Source organism: Sphaerotilus natans, from assembly GCF_900156335.1.
Classification (GTDB): domain Bacteria; phylum Pseudomonadota; class Gammaproteobacteria; order Burkholderiales; family Burkholderiaceae_C; genus Sphaerotilus; species Sphaerotilus natans.
The window spans coordinates 124,279-145,046 of sequence record NZ_FTMZ01000007.1; the positions used below are offsets into that span (position 1 = coordinate 124,279).

General features: G+C 69.1%; 19 protein-coding genes, 3 tRNA genes and 1 other RNA gene. 19 read left to right on the forward strand and 4 right to left on the reverse strand.

Annotated features, from left to right (window positions below; all coding sequences use genetic code 11):
* Nucleotides 1-18 precede the first annotated feature (18 nt).
* From cysD to BW996_RS08870, 14 genes are all read left to right on the forward strand, one after another.
* The gene (gene cysD / locus BW996_RS08805) at nt 19-972 is read left to right on the forward strand and encodes a sulfate adenylyltransferase subunit CysD (RefSeq protein ID WP_037484218.1); all 954 of its coding nucleotides are present in this window, start codon (nt 19-21) and stop codon (nt 970-972) included.
* Nucleotides 972-2,285, forward strand: coding sequence for a sulfate adenylyltransferase subunit 1 (locus BW996_RS08810; RefSeq protein WP_051632151.1), 1,314 nt, complete (start codon nt 972-974; stop codon nt 2,283-2,285). Before cysD ends, BW996_RS08810 begins: the two co-directional genes overlap by 1 nt.
* A 16-nt stretch (nt 2,286-2,301) precedes the next feature.
* On the forward strand, nt 2,302-3,066 hold the full coding sequence (gene cobA, locus BW996_RS08815; protein WP_037484221.1) for a uroporphyrinogen-III C-methyltransferase: 765 nt from the start codon (nt 2,302-2,304) through the stop codon (nt 3,064-3,066).
* Nucleotides 3,067-3,110: 44 nt separating this feature from the next.
* Nucleotides 3,111-3,434, forward strand: coding sequence for a ferredoxin FdxA (fdxA, locus tag BW996_RS08820; RefSeq protein WP_037484223.1), 324 nt, complete (start codon nt 3,111-3,113; stop codon nt 3,432-3,434).
* 33 nt (nt 3,435-3,467) lie between these two features.
* Nucleotides 3,468-4,529 (forward strand): NAD(P)/FAD-dependent oxidoreductase, encoded by a 1,062-nt coding sequence (locus BW996_RS08825; RefSeq protein ID WP_037484225.1) that lies wholly within the window; start codon nt 3,468-3,470, stop codon nt 4,527-4,529.
* A gap of 217 nt (nt 4,530-4,746) precedes the next feature.
* Nucleotides 4,747-5,544: an ABC transporter substrate-binding protein gene (locus BW996_RS08830; protein ID WP_081838239.1), complete on the forward strand. Its 798-nt coding sequence runs from the start codon at nt 4,747-4,749 to the stop codon at nt 5,542-5,544.
* Nucleotides 5,541-7,718 carry an ATP-binding protein gene (locus tag BW996_RS08835; RefSeq protein ID WP_076458846.1) on the forward strand — a complete coding sequence of 726 codons (2,178 nt, stop codon included), beginning with the start codon at nt 5,541-5,543 and terminating at the stop codon, nt 7,716-7,718. The genes BW996_RS08830 and BW996_RS08835 overlap by 4 nt, the downstream gene beginning before the upstream one ends.
* Nucleotides 7,719-7,785: 67 nt before the next feature.
* Nucleotides 7,786-7,861 (forward strand) — tRNA-Asn (locus BW996_RS08840).
* Between the two features lie 35 nt (nt 7,862-7,896).
* A tRNA-Asn gene (locus BW996_RS08845) sits at nt 7,897-7,972 on the forward strand.
* A gap of 768 nt (nt 7,973-8,740) precedes the next feature.
* The gene (locus BW996_RS08850; RefSeq protein ID WP_037479551.1) at nt 8,741-9,061 is read left to right on the forward strand and encodes a type II toxin-antitoxin system PrlF family antitoxin; all 321 of its coding nucleotides are present in this window, start codon (nt 8,741-8,743) and stop codon (nt 9,059-9,061) included.
* A complete protein-coding gene (locus BW996_RS08855) occupies nt 9,061-9,519 on the forward strand; it encodes a type II toxin-antitoxin system YhaV family toxin (protein WP_037479548.1) in 459 nt (152 codons plus the stop codon). The genes BW996_RS08850 and BW996_RS08855 overlap by 1 nt, the downstream gene beginning before the upstream one ends.
* Before the next feature lie 60 nt (nt 9,520-9,579).
* A complete protein-coding gene (locus BW996_RS08860) occupies nt 9,580-9,834 on the forward strand; it encodes a type II toxin-antitoxin system Phd/YefM family antitoxin (RefSeq protein WP_037479545.1) in 255 nt (84 codons plus the stop codon).
* Entirely contained in the window at nt 9,824-10,105 is a 282-nt protein-coding gene (locus tag BW996_RS08865) for a type II toxin-antitoxin system RelE family toxin (protein WP_037479543.1), read from the forward strand. Before BW996_RS08860 ends, BW996_RS08865 begins: the two co-directional genes overlap by 11 nt.
* 133 nt (nt 10,106-10,238) lie before the next feature.
* Nucleotides 10,239-10,312, forward strand: a tRNA-Asn gene (locus tag BW996_RS08870).
* 151 nt (nt 10,313-10,463) lie between these two features.
* Here the strand turns inward: BW996_RS08870 and BW996_RS08875 are convergent.
* On the reverse strand, nt 10,464-10,775 hold the full coding sequence (locus BW996_RS08875; RefSeq protein ID WP_051631681.1) for an H-NS family nucleoid-associated regulatory protein: 312 nt from the start codon (nt 10,773-10,775) through the stop codon (nt 10,464-10,466).
* Between the two features lie 105 nt (nt 10,776-10,880).
* On the opposite strand from BW996_RS08875, the gene ffs reads away from it, so the two are divergent.
* Nucleotides 10,881-10,979, forward strand: an RNA gene (gene ffs, locus BW996_RS08880) — signal recognition particle sRNA small type.
* Between the two features lie 134 nt (nt 10,980-11,113).
* Complete coding sequence (locus BW996_RS08885; RefSeq protein ID WP_037479541.1) at nt 11,114-11,605, forward strand: universal stress protein; 492 nt, start codon at nt 11,114-11,116, stop codon at nt 11,603-11,605.
* A 12-nt stretch (nt 11,606-11,617) separates the two neighbouring features.
* Here BW996_RS08885 and BW996_RS08890 read toward each other — a convergent pair whose 3' ends face one another.
* Together BW996_RS08890 and BW996_RS08895 are read right to left on the reverse strand one after the other, a co-directional pair.
* Nucleotides 11,618-13,363 carry an MFS transporter gene (locus tag BW996_RS08890; RefSeq protein WP_241461885.1) on the reverse strand — a complete coding sequence of 582 codons (1,746 nt, stop codon included), beginning with the start codon at nt 13,361-13,363 and terminating at the stop codon, nt 11,618-11,620.
* 47 nt (nt 13,364-13,410) lie between these two features.
* Nucleotides 13,411-14,235 (reverse strand): hypothetical protein, encoded by an 825-nt coding sequence (locus BW996_RS08895; protein ID WP_037479538.1) that lies wholly within the window; start codon nt 14,233-14,235, stop codon nt 13,411-13,413.
* Between the two features lie 319 nt (nt 14,236-14,554).
* Between BW996_RS08895 and BW996_RS08900 the strand changes: the two genes are divergently transcribed.
* Together BW996_RS08900 and BW996_RS08910 are read left to right on the forward strand one after the other, a co-directional pair.
* Nucleotides 14,555-16,483 carry a sensor histidine kinase gene (locus BW996_RS08900; RefSeq protein WP_051631680.1) on the forward strand — a complete coding sequence of 643 codons (1,929 nt, stop codon included), beginning with the start codon at nt 14,555-14,557 and terminating at the stop codon, nt 16,481-16,483.
* Nucleotides 16,480-19,011: a two-component system response regulator gene (locus tag BW996_RS08910; protein ID WP_051631679.1), complete on the forward strand. Its 2,532-nt coding sequence runs from the start codon at nt 16,480-16,482 to the stop codon at nt 19,009-19,011. The genes BW996_RS08900 and BW996_RS08910 overlap by 4 nt, the downstream gene beginning before the upstream one ends.
* On the opposite strand, the gene BW996_RS08915 is transcribed toward BW996_RS08910, so the two are convergent.
* Entirely contained in the window at nt 18,995-19,792 is a 798-nt protein-coding gene (locus tag BW996_RS08915; protein ID WP_037479536.1) for a gamma-glutamyl-gamma-aminobutyrate hydrolase family protein, read from the reverse strand. The two genes, BW996_RS08910 and BW996_RS08915, sit on opposite strands and share 17 nt — an antisense overlap.
* 175 nt (nt 19,793-19,967) lie before the next feature.
* Between BW996_RS08915 and folE the strand changes: the two genes are divergently transcribed.
* Nucleotides 19,968-20,690 (forward strand): GTP cyclohydrolase I, encoded by a 723-nt coding sequence (folE, locus tag BW996_RS08920; RefSeq protein WP_037479578.1) that lies wholly within the window; start codon nt 19,968-19,970, stop codon nt 20,688-20,690.
* The last annotated feature ends 78 nt before the right edge of the window (nt 20,691-20,768 follow it).

The following is a 20,768-nucleotide window of genomic DNA, read 5'->3' on the forward strand; positions in this document are numbered from 1 at the left end:
ACGACTGTCCCCGAGACCATGACCCAAACGCTTCCCGACGTGGACCACCGCCACCTCGACGCGCTGGAAGAAGAGGCCATCTTCATCCTGCGCGAGGTCGCCGGCGCCTTCGAGCGCCCCGGCCTGCTGTTCTCCAGCGGCAAGGACTCCTGCGTGGTGCTGCACCTCGCCGAGAAGGCCTTCAAGCAGAAGACCTCGAAGCCCGGCGAGCGCCCGACCTTCAGCGGCCGCCTGCCCTTCCCGCTGGTGCATGTGGACACCGGCCACAACTTCCCCGAAGTCATCCAGTTCCGTGACGAGCGCATCAAGGAGATGGGCGAGCGCCTGATCGTCGGGCACCTCGAGGACTCGATGAAGAAGGGCACGATCCGCCTGGCCCACCCGCTGGAGTCGCGCAACGGCCACCAGACGGTGACGCTGCTCGAAACGATCGAGGAGCACCGCTTCGACTGCATGATCGGCGGCGCCCGCCGGGATGAAGAGAAGGCGCGTGCCAAGGAGCGCATCTTCAGCCACCGCGACGCCTTCGGCCAGTGGCAGCCCAAGGAGCAGCGCCCCGAACTCTGGAACCTGTTCAACACCCGCATCAAGCCGGGCGAGCACTTCCGCGCCTTCCCGATCTCGAACTGGACCGAACTCGACGTCTGGCTCTACATCGCCCGCGAGAACATCCCGCTGCCGAGCATCTACTACACGCACAAGCGCGAGATCTACCGCCGCAAGGGCCTGCTGGTGCCGGTGACGGACGTGACGCCGCCCTCGGCCGAGGACGTGGTCGAGACCGTGGACGTGCGCTTCCGCACCGTCGGCGACATGACCTGCACCTGCCCGGTCGAGTCCGACGCGGCCACCACCGCCGACATCGTCGCCGAGACGCTGCAGGTGACCGTTTCCGAGCGCGGCGCCACCCGCATGGACGACCGCACCTCCGAGGCCTCGATGGAGCGCCGCAAGAAGGAAGGCTACTTCTGATGACTGACGTGACCAGCACCGTGGAACACATCGACGCCGGCGAGGAACTCGCGCACAAGGCCCTGCGCTTCCTGACCGCAGGCAGCGTGGATGACGGCAAGAGCACGCTGATCGGCCGCCTGCTGTTCGACAGCCGCGGCATCCTGGCCGACAAGCTCGACGCGCTGGAGAAGCGCGCCGCCGGCGCCCCGATCGACCTCTCCCTGCTGACCGACGGCCTGGAGGCCGAGCGCGAGCAGGGCATCACCATCGACGTCGCCTACCAGTACTTCGCGACCAAGAGCCGCAAGTTCATCATCGCCGACGCCCCCGGCCACGAGCAGTACACCCGCAACATGGTGACGGCTGCGGCCGGCTCGGACGCCGCGGTGGTGCTGGTGGACATCACCAAGCTCGACACCTCGGTCGACGAGGTGGTGCTGCTGCCGCAGACGCGCCGCCACAGCCTGCTGGCGCGCCTGCTGCGCGTGCCCAGCATCGTCTTCGCGATCAACAAGCTCGACGCGATCGAGACCGGCACGCAGGCCGCCTTCGAGGCGACCGCCCGCGCGCTGGAGAAGTTCGCGCAGGAAGCCGGCATCGCGGTCCAGGGCATCATCCCGGTGTCGGCGCTGCGCGGCGACAACGTCGCCACCCCGTCGGCGAACTGGGACTGGTACACCGGCCCGACGCTGCTGCAGCTGCTCGAGACCCTGCCGGTCACCGACGAGGCCCATGACGGCAACCTGCTGGTGCCGGTGCAGTACGTCGCCCGCGACGACGGCCAGGGCACCGGCCACCAGCACCGCGTGATGTGGGGCCGCATCGCCCACGGCGGCGTGAAGGCCGGCGACACCGTGCAGATCTTCCCCAGCGGCGAGACCGCGGTGGTGGCCGAGGTGCGTCACGCCGGTCTGGTGGTCGATGGCTGCGAGGCCGGCCAGTCCGCCGGCATCGTGCTGGACCGCCAGGTCGACGTCTCGCGCGGCGACTGGATCTTCACGCCCGGCACCGCGCCGGTGCAGCAGAACTTCGGCGGCACGCTGGCCTGGCTCGACACCGAGCCGGCCGTGCTGGGCCGCAAGTACTGGGTGCGCCACGGCAACCGCTGGGTGCAGGCGCGCATCACCGCCATCGAGCACCGCCTGGACATCAACACGCTGGAGCAGGTCGAGGCCGAGCAGCTGTCGGTCAACGAGATCGGCCGCGTGCAGATCCAGACCCAGCAGGCCCTGCCGGTCGAGGCCTATGCCGACAACCGCGTCGGCGGTGCGCTGATCGTGGTCGATCCGACCACCAACCGTACCAGCGGCGCGCTGCTGGTCGGCGCCTGAGCACGGCAGCTCCGCCATGAGCGAGGTGCGTGTCGTCTTCGTCGGTGCCGGCCCCGGCTCGGCCGACCTGATCACCCTGCGCGGGCTGCAACGCCTGCGTCAGGCCGAGATCGTGCTGGCCGATGCGCTGACCGACCCGGCGCTGCGCCAGGAGGCGCCCGACGCCGAATGGATCGACGTCGGCAAGCGCGGCTTCAGCGCCGAGAGCACCGGTCAGGCCCGCATCAACCTGCTGCTGGTCGAGTCGGCGCGCCGCTCGGCGCGGGTGGTGCGCCTGAAAGGCGGCGACCCGAGCCTGTTCGGCCGCCTCGAGGAGGAGCTGCACGCGCTCGGCCAGGCCGGCATCGCCAGCGAGGTGGTGCCCGGCATCACCTCGGCGCTGGCGGCGGCCGCGGCCACGCAGCAGCCGCTGACGCGGCGCGGCATCGGCCGCAGCGTCGCCTTCAGCACCGCGATGACCCGCACCGGCGACCTCGAGGCCCGGCGCAGCGCCGACACCGAGGTCTTCTACATGGCCGGGCGCCAGCTGCCCTCGCTGGCCGAGCGTCTGGCCGAGGTCGGCTGGCCGCAGGACACGCCGGTGGGGGTGATCTCGCGCGCCGGCTGGCCCGACGAGCGCTCCAGCCGCCACACGGTGGCCACGCTGGCCGAGGCCGACGCGCTGCACCACGGCCGCCCGACCCTGGTCACCGTCGGCGCCGGCGCCCGCCCCGTCCGGCCCGACGATGCGCCCGAGGCGCATGACACCGATCAAGCCCCTGCCCCGGCCCCCACGGCCTGAGCCCGTAGAATCCCGCCCTTCAACCCTGAACCGAATCCTCCGTCATGACCCACGTCGTCACCGAAGCCTGCATCCGCTGCAAGTACACCGACTGCGTCGATGTCTGCCCCGTCGACTGCTTCCGCGAAGGCCCGAACTTCCTGGTGATCGACCCGGACGAGTGCATCGACTGCGCGGTCTGCATTCCCGAGTGCCCGGTCAGCGCCATCCTCCCCGAGGAGGATGTGCCGGCCGACCAGCTGGCCTACATCAAGCTCAACGCCGAGCTGTCGCCCAAGTGGCCCAGCATCACCAAGCGCAAGGATCCGCTGCCCGACCACGAGCAGTGGAAGAACGTGACCGGCAAGCTCGACCAGCTGATCCGCTGAGCGGCTGACGCCAGCCCGCGTCCTGCCCTGCCGATGCCCCCTGCCGCACCGACCTTTCGCACCGATGCGCTGGTGATCGGCGCGGGCCCGGTCGGCCTGTTCCAGGCCTTCCAGCTCGGCCTGCTCGGCCTGTCGGTGCAGATCGTCGACGCGCTGCCGCAGGCCGGCGGCCAATGCGTCGAGCTCTATGCCGACAAGCCGATCCTCGACATTCCCGGCCTCGTCGAGTGCAGCGGCCGCGAGCTGATCGAGCGGCTGCTGGCGCAGCTCGCGCCCCTGGCACCGGGCTGGCACCTCGGGCAGGAGGTCACACGGCTGACCCGCCGTGACGACGGCCGCTTCGATGTGGCCTGCGCCGCCGGCACCGCCTTCGACGCCGGCGCCGTCTTCGTCTGCGCTGGCGTCGGCGCCTTCCAGCCGCGTCGCCTGAAGGTGCCGGGCCTCGACGGCCTCGAGGGCCGCCATCTCCACTACCACCCTGGCACCGATGCCGCCACGCTGGCGCGCTTTGCCGGCCGCCGGGTGCTGGTCATCGGCGGCGACGAGGCGGCCCTGAGCCGCGCCGCCGCGCTGGCCGAGCGCGACGGGCAGCCTCCGGTGCAGCTGATGCACCGCCGCGACGTGCTGCAGGCCGAGGCGCCGCTGCTGGCACGCATCGACGCACTGCGCCAGACCGGGCGCATCGTCTTCCATGCGGCGCAACTCGCCGCAGCGCGCCAGGACGCGGCCGGCCGGCTGCTGCAGGTCGACATCACGCAGCCGGACGGCAGCCTGTGCACGCTGGACCTCGACGCGCTGATCGTCTGCCTGGGCCTGAGCCCGCGCCTGGGCCCGATCGCCGACTGGGGCCTGGCGATGGAGCGCAAGCTGCTGAGCGTCGATCCTGCCACCTTCGAGACCAGCCAGCCCGGCATCCATGCCGCCGGCGACATCGTCAGCTATCCCGGCAAGAAGAAGCTGATCCTGTGCGGCTTCCATGAGGCCACGCTGGCCGCACATGCCGCGCACGAGCGCCTGCGCCCCGACGAGCGCGGCCCGCTGCTCTACACCAGCAGCAGCACGCTGCTGCAGCAGCGCCTCGGTAGGCGCACCTGAAACATCTGACACGCCTGACACTTGAGTGCGAGACATCGCCTCGCACGGCTTATTTCCGTAAAATCCGGCACGCGCAATATCGGAAAAAGCGCTGCAGCGCATCCCCCTCTTGTCCGAACCCGGACCCCTGCCGTCACACTTCTGATTCGTCGCATCGGTGGCGGACACCTCGAACAAGATGAAGAAGAAGGTTCTACGCACGCGCCTGCTCCAGGCCATGGCGCTTCTGCTCTGCCTGCCCGGCGCCCTGCTGCCGCCGACGGCGCAGGCCGCCGGCGCCGACACGCTCAAGCAGATCCAGCGCCGTGGCGAGCTGCGGGTGTGCATCTGGCCGGACTACTACGGCATCAGCTACCGCAATCCCAAGACCCGCCAGCTCGGCGGGCTCGACATCGACCTGTCGGCCGAGCTGGCGCGCGAGCTGGGCGTGCGGCTGCAGCATGTCGACTCCTCGTTCGCGACCCTGATCGATGACCTGCGCGAGCTCCGCTGCGACATCGCGATGTTCGCGGTCGCGGCGCTGCCGCAGCGTCGCCAGCATCTGGCCTTCAGCCAGCCCTACCTGAGCAGCGGCATTCATGCGATCACCACCCGCAGCAACCGGGTGGTGCGCCGCTGGGAGGACATCGACCGTCCGGGCGTGCTGGTGGGCGTGCAGGCCGGCACCTTCATGGCGACCGTCATGCGCGACGAGCTGCGTCACGCCACGCTGGTGGTGGTCAAGGCGCCGGAAACCCGCGAGCAGGAACTCGAATCCGGCCGCATCGATGTCTTCATGACCGACTATCCCTACAGCAGGCGCCTGCTCGACAGCGCAGACTGGGCGCGGCTGCTGAGCCCGCCCCAGCAGCTGCACGTGATGCCCTACGCCTATGCGCTGAGGCAGGGCGACGTGGCCTGGCTGGCCCGGGTGGACCAGTTCGTCGCGCACATTCGCCAGGACGGCCGGCTCGCGGCCGCCGCGCGCCGGCACGGCCTGTCCGAGATCGTCCAGCGCACCAGGAACGAGCCATGAAGCCGGCCGAGGTGCCGCAAGCCCGCACGCTGATCGACAGCAGCCGGCTGCTCTGGCTCGGCATGACGCTGCTGGTCGGCGTGGCGCTGCTGACTGCCGCCTATGCCGCGCGCCAGCGCCAGACCGTCATCGCCGACGAGACCCGACGCATGGACACGCTGGTGCGGGTGCTCCAGGGCGAGACGCAGCGCCTGCTCGACACCAGCGCGCTGATGCTGCAGACCCTGGCCAGCCAGATCGACCGCCAGCCTGCGGGCGAGACCGACGCGCTGCGCGAGAACATGCTCGCGACCCTGCGCATCGCCCCGCAGATGCGCAGCCTGTGGCTGATCGACGCCGAAGGCCGGATCCTGGCGGCCACCCACGCGCCGCAGGACCTGCGCCCGCTCGACACCGGCCGGCTGACGCTGGCCAGCGAGGCCGGGGAGATCCGGCTGGGCGGCTGGCTGCCCGGCCGAGATCTGCGCCAGGGCGGCGTGCCGCCCGCTGGCGTGGGCGTGATGACCCTGTCGACCCGGATCGCGACGCCTGAAGTCGGCACGGCACGCCTACCCGTGCGCCATCTGATCGCCACCCTCAACCCCGATGCGCTGGCTTCGCAGCAGCAGCGCCTGCTGGGCCACGGCACGCTGTCGGCCGCGCTGCTGGATTTCCAGGGCCAGATTCTCGGCGGCACCGATCAGCTCGCCGCCAGCCCGGGCGAATCCCGCCCGACGCTGCCGGCGCTGCAGGACTTCCTGCCGGAACGAGAGCACGGCCACTACGACAGCACCGGCATCGACGGCGCTCAGGCGCTCAGCAGCTTCGATGCCAGCGGGCGCTGGCCGGTGTTCACGCTGCTGGAGCAACCGGTCGACGCGGTCGAGACCATCGTGCGCGACAAGCTGCTGTGGTCGGTGATGATGATGTGCGCATCGATGGGCCTGATCGGCCTGGGCACGCTGCTGGCCTGGCGTGCCCTGAGAACGCAGGAGCAGCTGATGCTCGCGCTGCAGCAGACCCGCAGCCAGCTCGTCGACAGCGAGGGCCATCTGCGCACCCTGATCGAGGCCGCGCCGGCAGCGATGTTCGTGATCGACCCGCTCGGACGCTACGCGATGGTCAACCAGGCCTTCGAGGATCTGCTCGACGTGCGCCGCGAGCAGCTGCTGGGCCAGCGCGGTGAAAGCCATGAGCGGCTGCGCCAGCTCGCCTACCACCAGGCGCTCGACCACGCGCTCTGGAGCAGCAGCGGCAGCGGACGCAGCCACTATGTCGAGGAATTTGTGCTCCAAGGCGGCGAGCGCCGGCAGATGCTGGTCACCAAGGTCACGCTGCGCCGCCCGGGCGAGCGCACCGGCGGCATCATCGGCAGCCTGACCGACGTCACCAGCTTCCACGAGGCCGAGCAGCGCGCGGCCGAGGCTCGCCAGACCATCGAGGCCGCCTACCGGGCCGAGTCGGAATTCATCGGCAATCTCAGCCACGCGCTGCGCACGCCGCTGCAGTCGATCATCGGCTTCTCCGAGCTGGGCCGGCTGCGCACCCGGCGCGATGCAGCGCTGCAGGAGCTGTTCGGACATGTGCATCAGGCCGGTCTGCGCATGCTCGGCGTGGTCGATGACCTGCTGGACCTGTCGCGGATCAAGAGCTCGGCCGGCACGCTGCACTGCACGCCCAGCGACACCCTGGCGCTGGTGCGCGAGGTCGTCGGACATGCGCGCGAGGCACCCGCAAGCCTGGGCCGCTCGATCCGGGTCGAGCACGCCAGCGATCTGGTCGCCTGGGCCCGTGTCGATCCACTGCGGTTCCAGCAGGTGGTGCGACTGCTGATCGAGCGGGCGCTGTCGCTGACACCCGCCTCCGAGCCGATCACGCTCAGCGCCGAGGTCGACACGCAGGCGCGGCTGCACTGGCGTGTTCGCGAGATCGGTGCAGTGCTGCCCGACAGCGAGCACGAGACGGTGTTCGACGCCTTCTTCCAGTCCCGCCGCAACGGCGCCGCCCCGAATGCCAGCCAGGGCAGCGGCCTCGAGCTGGCCATCTGCCGCCAGATCATGCGCGAACTGGGGGGTGACCTGAGCTACCAGCCCCACCCGCAAGGCGGCGGTGTCTTCGACTTCTGGCTGCCACACACCGCCCCGGAGCGCTCGGATCCCCGTCAATCCGACACATCGCAAAAAAAAGCAGCCTGATCTCTTGCAGACCATCAAAGTTTCGCAATAGAATTCAATTCTTGTCAGCTGACGCAGACAAATCTGATCCCTGATAGCTCAGTCGGTAGAGCGACGGACTGTTAATCCGCAGGTCCCTGGTTCGAGTCCAGGTCGGGGAGCCAAACATCAGATTCACCTGCACCATCAGCCAGACTGTTCCCTGATAGCTCAGTCGGTAGAGCGACGGACTGTTAATCCGCAGGTCCCTGGTTCGAGTCCAGGTCGGGGAGCCAAAAGTTCAAGAAGATCAACGCCCTAGCGTCACAAGCGCTGGGGCGTTTTTCCTTGTTGGCCACGCTCTGGTCAATTTCCGGTCGCCAGACAGACATCACCGGTCGCAGCGGGCCTCCTCGCGCACATCGGCTGTGCCGAACTGCCTGATGGCTGTCCGCCACAGGACCAGCCCATGACCGCGAAGCTGCATCGGACCAGCCGCCACCGCTCGGAGTGACCGCAGCGGGTGACGTGCTCCGGTCACGTTCCGGTCTTCCCGCATCAGCCAGACCGGTCAGACTCATCTCCTGGGCAGCCGGGCCGCGGTGGATCAGGCCGCGTCGGCCAACGCGCTGGGCCTGACCCAACAGGTGCCGATCCGTGAGGCCTACCTGACCACCGGGCGCACCCGCAAGCTCTCCAGGTCGGTCGGTCGGTCGGAAGTCATCGTCCGCCAGGCACCGCGCTGGATGTTCGCGCTGGGATCCCGGCCGGGAGCAGGCTCAGGCATCGATCGAGAAGCTGCACCACAGCCTGCCGGCCGAGGAGTGGCAGGCCCTGATGGGCCAACGCGCCAGCCTGCCGTCGTGGATGGCCGCGGCCATCGGCCGGGAGGCGCTGCGTGGCTGAGGCGATCTTCGGGCTCAGCGCCGACGACCGCCGCGAAGTGCTGGAAATCGCCCAGGAACGCATAGGTACACCGATCAATCCAGCCTACTTGCCCTTTCCGATCACTTGCAGAAAGTAAGGAGTAATCCTTACAATCCATGCATCCATCGGGAGTACACATGCCCCACATCCATGAAGTCGCGACCCTGACCTCGAAGGGCCAAGTCACCTTGCCCAAGGCCGTCCGGCAGGCGTTGGGGCTGGACACCGGCAGCAAGGTGGCTTTCGACCTGCTCGGCTCACAGGTGGTCGTGAGTCGAGTGGAGTCCGATGTTCACGAAGACCCGGCCATCGGCAGCTTCCTGTCGCTGCTGGCGCAGGACATCCAGCAAGGGCGCCACATCGGCACCCTGCCGGCCTATCTGGCCACCTCGATGCTGGCGCAGTTGCATGGGGGTGTCGATCTCGATGCCGACATCAGCGGTGACGTGGACCTGTGATGCAGCGCCACGGCTGGACGCTGCTGTTCCACGATTGCCTGATTGAACAACTGCGCAAGCTAGAAGCCGCAGCGGCCCGGGCCCAGCGCCAGGACCCCAGCGGGGCGGAGGGCAACGCCAACGTCAAGCTCTTCAAGGCGCTGTCGCACCTGATCCTCGAGGTCGTGCCGATCGACCCGAACCGGGAAGACTACCGCCAGGGCAACACCATGGGGGCCGATTTCCGGCACTGGCGGCGAGCCAAGATCGGGCGGCGCTTCAGGCTGTTCTTCCGCTTCGATTCCAAGTCCAAGGTGATCGTCTACGCCTGGGTCAACGACGAGACTACCCTGCGGTCATCCGGCAGCTCCTCCGACCCCTACGCCGTGTTTCAGAAGATGCTCGGGCGGGGACGACCGCCTGATGATTGGGGCACGCTCATGGCGCAGGCCAGAGCCGGCTGGGACAATACGCCCTGATTGACGCACCAAGAACAGCACTAAAATCAGCACTCCCAAAGAGTCATCAGGAGTGATCTCATGGCCCACACCATCCTGGCGACCACCACGGCCAGCATCTCCGAACTCAAGCGCAACCCGATGGCGACCGTCGCAGCGGGGGAAGGCTTGCCGGTGGCGATCCTCAACCGCAACGAGCCGACCTTCTACTGCGTGCCGGCATCGGCCTACGAAGCGCTGCTGGAACGACTCGAAAACCTCGAGCTGAACGCCTTGGTCGATGCTCGCCTGGCGGCCGGTGACGCCCCTGTGAAGGTCTCGCTCGGTGACTTATGAGCTGGCGTTCCTGCCGGCTGCGCTGGACGAGTGGAAGAAGCTGGATGGGTCGGTGAAGGCTGTCTTCAAGAAGAAGCTGGCCGAGCGCCTGGAGCAACCGCACGTGCCATCGGCCAAGCTGCACAGCCAGAAGGACCGCTACAAGATCAAGCTGCGCGACGCCGGCTACCGCTTGGTCTATGAAGTCCAGGACGAGATCGTCACGGTGCTGGTCGTGGCCGTCGGCAAACGGGAGCGCGAGGCGGTCTACAGGGCCGCTGCGAAGCGATGAGCTCGGTCACTGCGCCGGTCTGATTCCGGTCCCGCCGGAGCCGCATGGCCACCATCCGGCCCGCTTTGGCGTCCAATGCCGTCGGGCCGAATCGCCGCGTTTTCCTTTACTTTCAAGTACTTAGAACAATTCATCCGGAGCTCCAAGTTGTAGAGCGACGGACTGTTAATCCGCAGGTCCCTGGTTCGAGTCCAGGTCGGGGAGCCAAAGGTTCAAGAAGATCAACGCCCTAGCGTCACAAGCGCTGGGGCGTTTTTCCTTGTTGGCTGCCGCGTTGGCGCTTTTGTCCGTCAGCGCCGCGCTTTCCATCGCGTCGCACGGTACGCAGGCCTGCGGCGCTTTGCATTTCAGGTGCCGATCACCCCTCCCCGACCGCACGGCGCAGCTCGTCGACGGTGTAGCCCTCGCGGATCAGGGCTTCGCGCAGCCAGGCCGGCTGGGCGCCCTGGCCGTCCCAGGTGGCACCGGACACCGGATGGCGATAGCGCACCTCGGCCGGCGCAGCCGGCGCGGCACGGGGGATCGGCCCGCGCAGCTCATGGGGCTCGATGCGCCAGAACGCCATCAGGCGATGGATCTTGCGCAGGGCGATCTGCCGTTCTGCCTGACCGTCATGCGCGCCATCTGCGGCGCCATCCGTGTCAGACCGCGATTCGATGTTCTTCTTCATCCGTCGATTGTCTCGGGTGCGGGAGGACCATGCGCATGGTGGCACAGACCCATTCCGAGCGACCCGGCGGGAAATGTGTGGAAAACATCAGCTACAATGCGATTTGACGGGCCTCCCTGCATGGGGGCGCGGCCAACCGGGTCAGGTCGGGAACGAAGCAGCCCTAACCGTTAGCACTCAGTGCCAGGGTCAAGGCTCGTCACCCTCCCCCGCCTCGCGCGATCTCTCTTCTTTCTCCCCCTCCCGCCTTTCTCGAGATTCCTTGTGCCATTCGGCCTGCAAGCGCGGTCGAGCGGGACTACGATGAGCCCTGTCCATCGTCCCAAGGAGAAAACCTGATGATCCGCATCCTGCTGCCCCTGGATGGAGGCGAACATGCGCTCGACGCCGTGCGTCACGTGATCGGGATGAGGCAGGCGGGCCTCGAGATCGAGGCGGTGCTTCTGAACGTGCAGGATCCGCCCCACCTGTACGAGGTGGTGCTCGCGCCCGATGCCGAGCTGATCGACAGTGCCAGCCACGAGGCTGGAGAACATGCACTCGCTCCGGCCGCGGCGCTGCTGCAGACCGCAGACATCGCCTTCGAGACGGTGGTCGTCACCGGCGATGCCGCCCACGAGATCGCCGAGCAGGCGCTGCTGCTGGGCTGCGAACAAATCGTCATGACCACGCTGAGCCACGGCGCGCTGCTCGGGCGACTGCAGGATGCCGTCTCGCACGAGGTGGTGCGCCGGGCCCGGGTGCCGGTCACGCTGGTGCCGCCGCCGCTGCGCGAGGTCGAGGCCGACGACCTCGCCGCGCTGGGCGCCGAGGACGACGGCACGTCCTGAGCGGGCCGGGCCTCAGCGCCCCAGCCGGTTCGGGTGCCAGTACAGGAACTTGGCGTAGATGTCGACGTCCTTGGTCTCCCGGATGAAGGCCATGCCGACCGCGAAAGTCAGACCGGCCACCGCGATCGGGAACCACAGGCCGTGGTACATGCTGCCGTCCTGCGCCGACATGCCGAAGGCGATCGACGGCAGCAGACCGCCGAACCAGCCGTTGCCCAGGTGATAGGGCAGCGACATCGCGGTGTAGCGGATGCGGGTCGGGAACATCTCGACCAGGGCCGCGCCCAGCGGACCGTAGACCATCGCGACCAGCACCATCAGCGCCACCAGCACCAGCACCACGCCGGCATGGCTGAGCCGGGCCGGATCCGCCTTGGCCGGATAGCCGGCCGCGGCCAGCGCATCCGGCAGCACCTCCTTGCGGAAGTGCGAGATCTCCAGCAGGCTGTCCTGGTCGAAACGGCTGCCGTCGTCGATCAGGATGCCCTCGGGCGGCTGCAGCACCGTCTCGCCGATGCGCACCTCGGTGGGCGTGCCCGGCGCCACCGCCTCGTTGTGATAGCTGGCAGACAGCTGGGCCAGCGTGCGCTTGGCGATGTCGCAGGCCGACGAGAAGCTGGTGTCGGTCGCCAGCGGATTGGCCTGGAAGGAGCAGGTGGCCGGATCGGCGCGCACCACGATGCGCACCTTCTGCTGCGCCTCGGCCAGCGCCGGATTGGCGAAGTGGGTCAGCGCGTGATAGAGCGGCTGCAGGCCCAGACAGGCCAGCAGCAGCCCGGTCATGATGATCGGCTTGCGGCCGACGCGGTCCGACAGCATCCCGAAGCCGACGAACAGCGGCAGCGTGATCAGCAGCGCCACCGTCATCAGCCAGGTCGCGGTGCTGGCCTCCACCTTCAGCACGCCGGTCAGGAAGAACAGCGCGTAGAACTGGCCGGTGTACCAGATCACCGCCTGCCCGGCGACCAGGCCGAACAGCGCCAGCACGATCACCCGCAGGTTCTTCCACTGGCCGAAGCACTCGGCCAGCGGCGCCTTCGAGCCGCGACCCTCCTGCTGCATGCGCCGGAAGGCGGGCGACTCGGTCAGCGACAGGCGCAGCCACAGCGACAGCGACAGCATCAGCGCCGACAGGCCGAACGGCACTCGCCAGCCCCAGTCGGCAAAGGCCGCCTCGCCCAGCGCCGTGCGCACGCCCAGCACCACCAGCAGCGACAGCAGCAGGCCGATGGTCGCGGTGGTCTGGATCCAGCCGGTGTAAGCGCCGCGCTGGTGCTGCGGCGCATGCTCGGCGACATAGATCACCGCGCCGCCGTACTCGCCACCCAGCGCCAGACCCTGCAGCATGCGCAGCGCCACCAGCGCGATCGGCGCGAACACGCCGGCGGTGCTGTAGGTCGGCAGCAGCGCCACCAGCACCGTCGAGATGCCCATCAGCAGCACGGTGGCCAGGAAGGTCTGCTTGCGGCCGATGCGGTCGCCCAGGTGCCCGAAGATCACCGCACCGACCGGACGCACCACGAAGCCGGCCGCAAAGGCCAGCAGCGTCAGGATGAAGGCCGCACCCGGCTCGAGCGAGGTGAAGAACTGCCGGGCGATGACCGAGGCCATCGCGCCGTACAGGAAGAAGTCGTACCACTGGAAGATCGTGCCGATCGAGGAGGTCAGCACCAGGCGACGCTCCTGCGTCGTCATCGGCAGGCGCTCGTCGCGATCGATCTCGTCGGACAGGTCAGGGGAATCCGGCAGGCGGGACATCGATCACTCCAGGACGGAAACAGCGGGGAAGGACAGGACGGCGGACATCACAGGCGCAGCCCCGCGATCGTCTCGAGCAGCTGGCGCGGCGCGAAGTGCGCCGCCTCAGGGCGTGCCTCGGCGGCGCGCAGCGCACGGCCGAGAATCTGCTCGGCGCCATTGCGGCCGAAGGCATCGACCAGCGCCACATGCAGCACCCGCACCAGATCGGCCAGATCGCCGGGCGCGCCGGGCAGGCGCCAGTCGCTGTCGAGCGGCCGGCTCCAGGCGGCGCGGAAGGCCAGCCGCAGCGAAGGCGACGCCGCGGCGGTATCGGCACGGCGCAGCACGTCGCGGCGCACCTCGTCGAGCGCCTCGACATGGAAGCGCTGAACCTCGGCCACCACCGCGCCGACCAGCACGCCGAACAGCACCGCGGCCGGCTCGCTCTCCGGCGCCCGGGGCGGCGCGGCCGGCGCTGCCGGCGGCACCCGGCCCTCGTCGCGCGCGGCCTGCAAGGCGCGCTCGACCGGATTGATGACCGGTGCAGCCGGCGCGGCCGGTGCCGCCACCGGCGCGGGCGGCATGACCGGCGCCGGCGGCTGAGCCGCGGCGCGGGCCGCCTGCATCTGCGGCCAGGGATCGACAGGCAGCCGATCCTCGCGTTCGCGCAGGGCCTTGTAGAAGTCGCTGTAGAGCCGCTTGACGGTGGCCGCATCGAAGAGATGCTGCGCCGCCAGGCGATCGACGAAGGCGATGATGTCGGAGACCTGATCGGCCCGCATGGTGTCGTGCTGGAGCCACAGCGCCTCGTGCAGGGCCGCCTCATGCAGCAGCGGCTGAAGGACCTGTGCCGCGGCGCGGCGACGCAGAGAGCGCGGATCAGAGGACATCACGGACCTCGACGCACCTGCCAAGGCAGAAAAGGGGGGCAAATTTCATGGGGATCGTGGGCAGCCGTCATGCGGGCGAGCCCTGTTCTTGGAGTCGGAAGTCAAGGCCAGGAGTCAAGAAACTCTCGACCAGCCTGCATCAAAGCACAATTCGACGATTGCAGCGTTCCGGCCTGACCCGGTGTTGACAAGGGTACTGGAAGGTTTTTCCTGTCTGACACGAGGGAATCCGAGAAAGATCACCGGACATCCATGCGAGACTGCCGCCAGACTCGCGTTCTGCGACATCTTTCATCTTTTCGACTCGATTCCGGTTCTCATGTCCGCCACCGTGCCCCCTGAACTGCTGGCAGCGCTCGTGCCCGATGCGGCCGTCCTGGTGGACGCCGGCAGCGGCCAGGTGCGCGGCTTCAACGCGGCGGCCACGCAGCTGTTCGGCTCTGCGCTGCAGCAGGACCGGGCGATGAGCCTGCTGATCGGCGCCGAGAACCGCCGTGCGCTCGCCGATCTGCTCGCTCTGCCGGTCGAAGCGGTGGCGCGGCGGCTGCCGCTGCGGCTGGAGACAGGGGCGCCGGCCGGCCTGAGCCCGCGGGCGATGCTGCGCGTCGGCGCGGCCCACGCAGGACTGCGCCTCTGGCAGTTCGAGGAGCTGGGCCGGCCGGAGCGCCATGACCCGCTGCACCTGCGCATCTTCGACGCGATGCCGCACGCGATGCTGGTGGTGGATCACCAGGCCCGGGTCCTGGCGGGCAATGCGGCGGCCCTGGAACTCTTCGCGCTCGATCCCCAGGCGCTGCGTGGCCGACGCATCGACCAGCTCGGCTGGCTCCATCTCGACGACCAGGGATGCCCGCGTGTCTTCGATGCCGGCATGCTGCACGAGATGCTGGCGGCCCCGGCCGCTCCCGGCCAGCCGCGCGGCAGCCGACAGCTCTGCCTGCCCGAGCGGGACGGGCGCCCCGAGCGCTGGCTCGACCTGTCGGCCACCTCGGTGGCGCTGCTGCCGGGCCTGCCGACGACCAGCCATGTCTGCGCCCTGGTCGACATCAGCGAGCGGGTGCGCGCCGAGCGCCATCGCCAGCAGGCGGACCGGCTGCTGGCGCGATTCATGCAGCTCTCGCCAGGCGCGCCCTTCGCGGTAGAGCTCGACGGCGAGCCGGCGCGGCTGCGCTTCACCATCATCTCGCCGGGTCTGTGCCGGGCCTTCGGCCGCGACGAACGCGAGCTGGCCGAGCCGGACTTCCGGGTGCTGCCGCATGTGCATGCTCAGGACCGCGACGCCCTGGCGCAGGCGATGCGCGAGGCCGCACTTCATCGGACGGACTTCCATCATGAGTTCCGCCTGCTGCATCCCGTGCGCGGCCCGGTCTGGCACGAAGCCCGGGCCACGATCGAGATCGATGCGGCCGGGCGGCCCGGCGCCTACGGCTATCTGCTCGACATCAGCGCGCGCAAGCGGGCGGAGCAGCAGCTCGAGGCCCTGCACGTCGTTCTGGAGCAGCGGGTGAGCGAGCGCACCGCGGAGCTCGAGGCCAAGCACCGCGAGATGGAGCGCTTCACCTACTCGGTCTCGCATGACCTGAAGGCGCCACTGCGCGGGCTCGACGGCTACAGCCGGCTGCTGCTGACCGAGAAGTGCGAGCAGCTCGACGACGAGGGGCGGCTCTTCGTCGACAACATCCGCCAGGCGGCCCGCCAGATGAGCCAGCTGATCGAGGATCTGCTGGCCTACTCGCGTGTCGAGCGGCTGCGCCCGACCCTGGTGCCGATCCCGCTGCGCAGCCTGATCGACCAGGCGCTGGCCGAGCTGGACGACAGCCTGAGCAGCCACGCCGCCGAGATCCGCATCGACACCGGCACGCTGTCGGTGCAGGGCGAGCGGCGCGGCCTGCTGCTGGTGCTGCGCAACCTGCTCGACAACGCGATCAAGTTCAGACGCCCGGACCGGCCCTGCCAGATCACGATCACCGCGCGACCGCTCGAGGCGCCTGGCGGCGGCACCGAGCTGACGATCGCCGACAACGGCATCGGCTTCGACATGCGCTATCACGACCGCATCTTCGAGATCTTCCAGCGCCTGCACCGGGTCGAGGACTATCCCGGCACCGGCATCGGCCTGGCGATCGTGCGCAAGGCGATGGAGCGCATGAACGGCCGCATTCACGCCCGCGCCGAGCCCGGTCGCGGCGCCACCTTCGTGCTTGAATTCCCCCCTGCCGCCGGCAGCATCGGCGCCCCAGTCCCATGAACCTGATCTACGTCGAGGACAACCCGCTCGATGCCGACCTGACCCGCCGGATGCTGGCGCAGCAGGCCCCGCAGATGCAGCTGCGACTGGCCGGCACGCTCGGGCAGGCCCGCGCACTGCTGGACGACGATGCCCGCCCCTGCGACGTGCTGCTGATCGACATGAACCTGCCCGACGGCAACGGCATCGAGCTGGTGGCGCAGGTCCGCCACAGCCGGCCCGACATCACGGTGCTGCTGCTGACCGGCTGCGGCGACGAGGAGGCGGCGGTGCGCGCGCTGCGCAGCGGTGCCGACGACTACATCGTCAAGGACACCCGCTATCTCGACACGCTGACCCAGACCATCGCCGCGGCGCGCCAGCGCCGGCTCGAGCGGCCCGACCATGCGCCGGCCCAGGTGCTGCATGTGCTCTACGCCGAGCGCACCGCCAGCGATGTCGACCTGCTGCGCCGCCACCTGCGTCAGCAGGCGCCGCACATCCTGCTCGACGTGGTCGGCAGCGGCGCGGAGGTGCTGGCCGCACTCGAGCACGGCAGCCCCGACGGGCTCGGCCCGGTCGATGCGCTGCTGATCGACTACCTGCTGCCGGGCATGAACGCGCTCGAGCTGATCCACGAGATCCGCGAGGTGCGCGGCCTGGACCTGCCGATCGTCGTCATCACCGGCCAGGGTGACGAGGAGGCCGCAGCACAGGCGATCCGGCTCGGTGCACACGACTACCTGGTCAAGCGCGACCTGGCGATGCCGCGCCTGCACATCGCGCTGGAATCGGCCTGCCTGCGGGTGCAGCTCGAGCGCGAGCGCCGCGCGCTGGCCGAGAGCGAGCGCCGGCTGCGCGAGCTGGCCGACGCCATCGACGATGTGGTCTGGCTCAGCGATCCGGTCGCCGGCCGGCTGCTGTACATCAGCCCGGCAATCGAGCGGATCTGGGGCCTGCCCGCCGCCGATCTGCTCAACGACTGGCATGCCTGGACCGCATACATTCATCCCGAGGACCGCGAGCGCGCGCTGCGCGAGATTCGCGCCGGCGCCATCGATGGAGACAACTACGACACCCGCTTCCGGGTGATCAAGCCCTCCGGCGAAGTGCGCTACGTGCATCTGCGCAGCTTCGCGGTGCAGGACGAGCGCAGCCGCACCGTGCGCCGCGCCGGCATCGCGCAGGATGTGACCGAGCAGCATCTGCAGGAGCTGCGCATCCAGCACATGGCCTATCACGATGCGCTGACCGGCCTGCCCAACCGCTCGCTGGTGCTCGACCGGCTCGAGCAGGGCCTGCGCATGGCGCACCACCGTGGCCGCATGCTCGCGGTGATCTTCATCGATCTGGACCGCTTCAAGAACATCAACGACACGCTCGGCCACCTGGTCGGCGACGAGCTGCTGTGCCAGGTGGCACTGCGGCTGCGCCAGCGGCTGCCGCCGGAGGTCACGCTGGCGCGGCTCGGCGGCGACGAGTTCCTGGTGCTGATCGAGGATCTGACCGAGGCGGCCCAGGTCGCGCAGACCGCCGAGGAGCTGGTCCGCGAGTTCGAGCCGTCCTTCCTGATCGACGGCCACGACCTGCATGTGAGCGCCAGTCTCGGCGTGAGCCTGTATCCACGCGACGGCAATGACGAGCACCTGCTGCTGAAGTACGCCGACACCGCGCTCTACCGCGCCAAGGCCTCTGGCCGCAGCACCTACTGCTTCTTCAGCCCGGAGATGGACCGGCAGGCGCATGCCCGGCTGCGCCTGGAGAACGATCTGCGCCATGCGATCGACCGCAGCGAGCTTTGCCTGCACTACCAGCCGCAGTTCGATGCCCGCGGCCGGCTCGTCGGCGTCGAGGCGCTGCTGCGCTGGCCCCATCCGCAGCGCGGCATGATCAGCCCGGCCGAGTTCATCCCGATCGCCGAGGAAAGCGGCCTGATCCATCCGCTGGGCGACTGGGTGCTCGGCGAGGCCTGCCGGCAGGTGCGGCAGTGGCAGCGGCAGGGCCATCCGGAAATGCGGGTGGCCGTCAACCTGTCGGTGCGCCAGCTGCAGCGCCGGGGTCTGGACCAGACGGTGCGCTCGGAGCTGCGCCGCAGCGGCCTGGAGGCGGCCTACCTCGAGCTGGAGATCACCGAGTCCAGCATGATGGAGGATCCGGCCGGCACGATGACGCTGCTGCATGCGCTGCGCGGCATCGGCGTGCAGCTCTCGGTCGACGACTTCGGCACCGGCTACTCCAGCCTGGCCTACCTGAAGCGCTTCCCGCTGCAGCGGCTCAAGATCGACCGCTCCTTCGTCGACGGCATCCCGGACGATGGCGACGACATCGCCATCGTCGAGGCCATCGTCGCGATGGCGCGCAAGATGAACCTGCGCATCGTCGCCGAGGGCGTCGAGACCGGCGCGCAGCACGAGATGCTGACCCGCCTGGGCTGCGACGAGATGCAGGGCTATCTGCTCGGCCGGCCGATGGCCGCCGCCGACATGGACGCGCTGCTGGCGCGCTGCCGCACCCACCGCGCCGAAGCCGACCTCAGCCTCGGCGCCTGAGACAGGCGGCCAGGAATTCCTCGAGAATCGGCCGGCCGTCGAGCTGCGACGGGTGGTGCCGGTCCTGGGCCATGAACTCCGGATGCCACTGCATGCCGAAGACCAGGCTGGGGCCACGCCAGCGGATCGCCTCGACCAGACCGTCGGGCACCGAGCGCGCCTCGACCACCAGATCGCGTCCCAGGTCCTTCACCGCCTGATGGTGGATCGAGTTGATCGTCGTGCGCTCCACGCCCGGATAGAGCCGAGCCAGCCCGGAGCCCGGCAGGATCTCGGCGTCATGGAACTGGCGGTCGTACTGCTGCACATGCAGGTGCTGCACCTCGGAGGGCCGCTGGCTCGGGATGTCCTGGTAGAGCGTGCCGCCCAGCGCGACATTGATCAGCTGGCAGCCGCGGCAGATGCCCACCACCGGCTTGCCCGCGCTGACGAAGGCGTCGAACAGGTCGATCTCGTAGCGATCGCGCACCCGGTCGCCGCTCCACTCGGGGCGCAGCGGCGTCTCGCCATAGCTCTCGGGCGCGATGTCGTTGCCGCCCTGCAGCACCAGGCCGTCGAGCTGGCTGGCGTACTCGGCCAGGCTCATCTCGCTGCGCGCGAGCATGCCCTGACTCTCGATGGCGGGAATCATCACCGCCAGCGCCCGCCCCCCCAGGATCCAGTGCGCCACCGACTGCTCCAGATAGTGCAGCGTGCGGGTGAAGACGCCGCCGATGTCGGCCACCGGCGCGGCCGGGAAATAGATGCGGGCGGAAATGCCGATCAGCGGCGGACGAGACATGGGCAGAACATCCTTTGCGGGTCGATTCTCGCAAACCCGAAGCCTCTCGCCCGCACCGAAGTGTGGTTTTGTGTTCGCCCGACCGCTCGGGAAGCGGGGGGATGACCTCGCTGCTAGCATGGCGACCGAGACCTGAAAGACAGACGTGCAAGACAACGACGACTCCCGCCGCGCCATGAGCCTTCCGACCCCGCCGCAGGACCGACCGGATGACGAGGGCCGGCCGATCTCGACGGTGATCCGCGAGCGCATCCGCGCCTCCGGCCGGCGCTTTCACGCCAACGACAACATCGCCGACTTCATCCGTCCGGGCGAGCTCGATGCGCTGCTCGAGGAGGTCGCCGGCCAGATGTCGGGCGTGCTGCGCAGCCTGGTGATCGACACCGAGAGCGATCACAACACCCAGGACACCGCGCGCCGCGTCGCCAAGATGTACCTGAAGGAAGTCTTCCGCGGCCGCTACGAGCCGCAGCCGGCCGTCACCGAATTCCCCAACGCCGAGCGGCTGGGCGAGCTGATGATCGTCGGGCCCATCACCGTGCGCAGCGCCTGCTCGCACCACCTGTGCCCGATCATCGGCAAGCTGTGGATCGGCATCCTGCCCAACGAGCACTCGGCGCTGATCGGCCTGTCGAAGTACGCGCGCCTGGCCGAGTGGGTGATGAGCCGCCCGCAGATCCAGGAGGAGGCGATCATCCAGGTCGCCGACCTGCTCAGCAACAAGATGCAGCCCGACGGCCTGGCGCTGGTCATGGAGGCCGACCATTTCTGCATGGGCTGGCGCGGCGTGCGCGATCTGGACTCGAAGATGATCAACAGCGTGATGCGCGGCGCCTTCCTGAAGGATCCCAACCTGCGCCGCGAATTCCTGTCGCTGCTGGGGCAGCGCAAGGGCTGAGCCCGACCGCACGGCCGCCGCCCCCGGCACCTCGACCGCCTGCCACAACCTGCCACCGCCTGCCACTGCCCCTCCCGG

What these genes read in the sequence shown, in the direction of transcription:
- BW996_RS08855 (WP_037479548.1), top strand. Translation starts at nt 9,061, where the DNA reads ATGCAGCGCCACGGCTGGACGCTGCTGTTCCACGATTGCCTGATTGAA.
- BW996_RS08900 (WP_051631680.1), top strand. Translation starts at nt 14,555, where the DNA reads ATGTCCGCCACCGTGCCCCCTGAACTGCTGGCAGCGCTCGTGCCCGAT.
- cysD (WP_037484218.1), top strand. Translation starts at nt 19, where the DNA reads ATGACCCAAACGCTTCCCGACGTGGACCACCGCCACCTCGACGCGCTG.
- BW996_RS08915 (WP_037479536.1), bottom strand. Translation starts at nt 19,792, where the DNA reads ATGTCTCGTCCGCCGCTGATCGGCATTTCCGCCCGCATCTATTTCCCG.
- BW996_RS08895 (WP_037479538.1), bottom strand. Translation starts at nt 14,235, where the DNA reads ATGTCCTCTGATCCGCGCTCTCTGCGTCGCCGCGCCGCGGCACAGGTC.
- BW996_RS08910 (WP_051631679.1), top strand. Translation starts at nt 16,480, where the DNA reads ATGAACCTGATCTACGTCGAGGACAACCCGCTCGATGCCGACCTGACC.
- BW996_RS08860 (WP_037479545.1), top strand. Translation starts at nt 9,580, where the DNA reads ATGGCCCACACCATCCTGGCGACCACCACGGCCAGCATCTCCGAACTC.
- BW996_RS08835 (WP_076458846.1), top strand. Translation starts at nt 5,541, where the DNA reads ATGAAGCCGGCCGAGGTGCCGCAAGCCCGCACGCTGATCGACAGCAGC.
- BW996_RS08810 (WP_051632151.1), top strand. Translation starts at nt 972, where the DNA reads ATGACTGACGTGACCAGCACCGTGGAACACATCGACGCCGGCGAGGAA.
- BW996_RS08885 (WP_037479541.1), top strand. Translation starts at nt 11,114, where the DNA reads ATGATCCGCATCCTGCTGCCCCTGGATGGAGGCGAACATGCGCTCGAC.
- BW996_RS08825 (WP_037484225.1), top strand. Translation starts at nt 3,468, where the DNA reads ATGCCCCCTGCCGCACCGACCTTTCGCACCGATGCGCTGGTGATCGGC.
- cobA (WP_037484221.1), top strand. Translation starts at nt 2,302, where the DNA reads ATGAGCGAGGTGCGTGTCGTCTTCGTCGGTGCCGGCCCCGGCTCGGCC.
- fdxA (WP_037484223.1), top strand. Translation starts at nt 3,111, where the DNA reads ATGACCCACGTCGTCACCGAAGCCTGCATCCGCTGCAAGTACACCGAC.
- BW996_RS08830 (WP_081838239.1), top strand. Translation starts at nt 4,747, where the DNA reads ATGGCGCTTCTGCTCTGCCTGCCCGGCGCCCTGCTGCCGCCGACGGCG.
- BW996_RS08850 (WP_037479551.1), top strand. Translation starts at nt 8,741, where the DNA reads ATGCCCCACATCCATGAAGTCGCGACCCTGACCTCGAAGGGCCAAGTC.
- BW996_RS08875 (WP_051631681.1), bottom strand. Translation starts at nt 10,775, where the DNA reads ATGAAGAAGAACATCGAATCGCGGTCTGACACGGATGGCGCCGCAGAT.
- BW996_RS08890 (WP_241461885.1), bottom strand. Translation starts at nt 13,363, where the DNA reads ATGTCCCGCCTGCCGGATTCCCCTGACCTGTCCGACGAGATCGATCGC.
- folE (WP_037479578.1), top strand. Translation starts at nt 19,968, where the DNA reads ATGAGCCTTCCGACCCCGCCGCAGGACCGACCGGATGACGAGGGCCGG.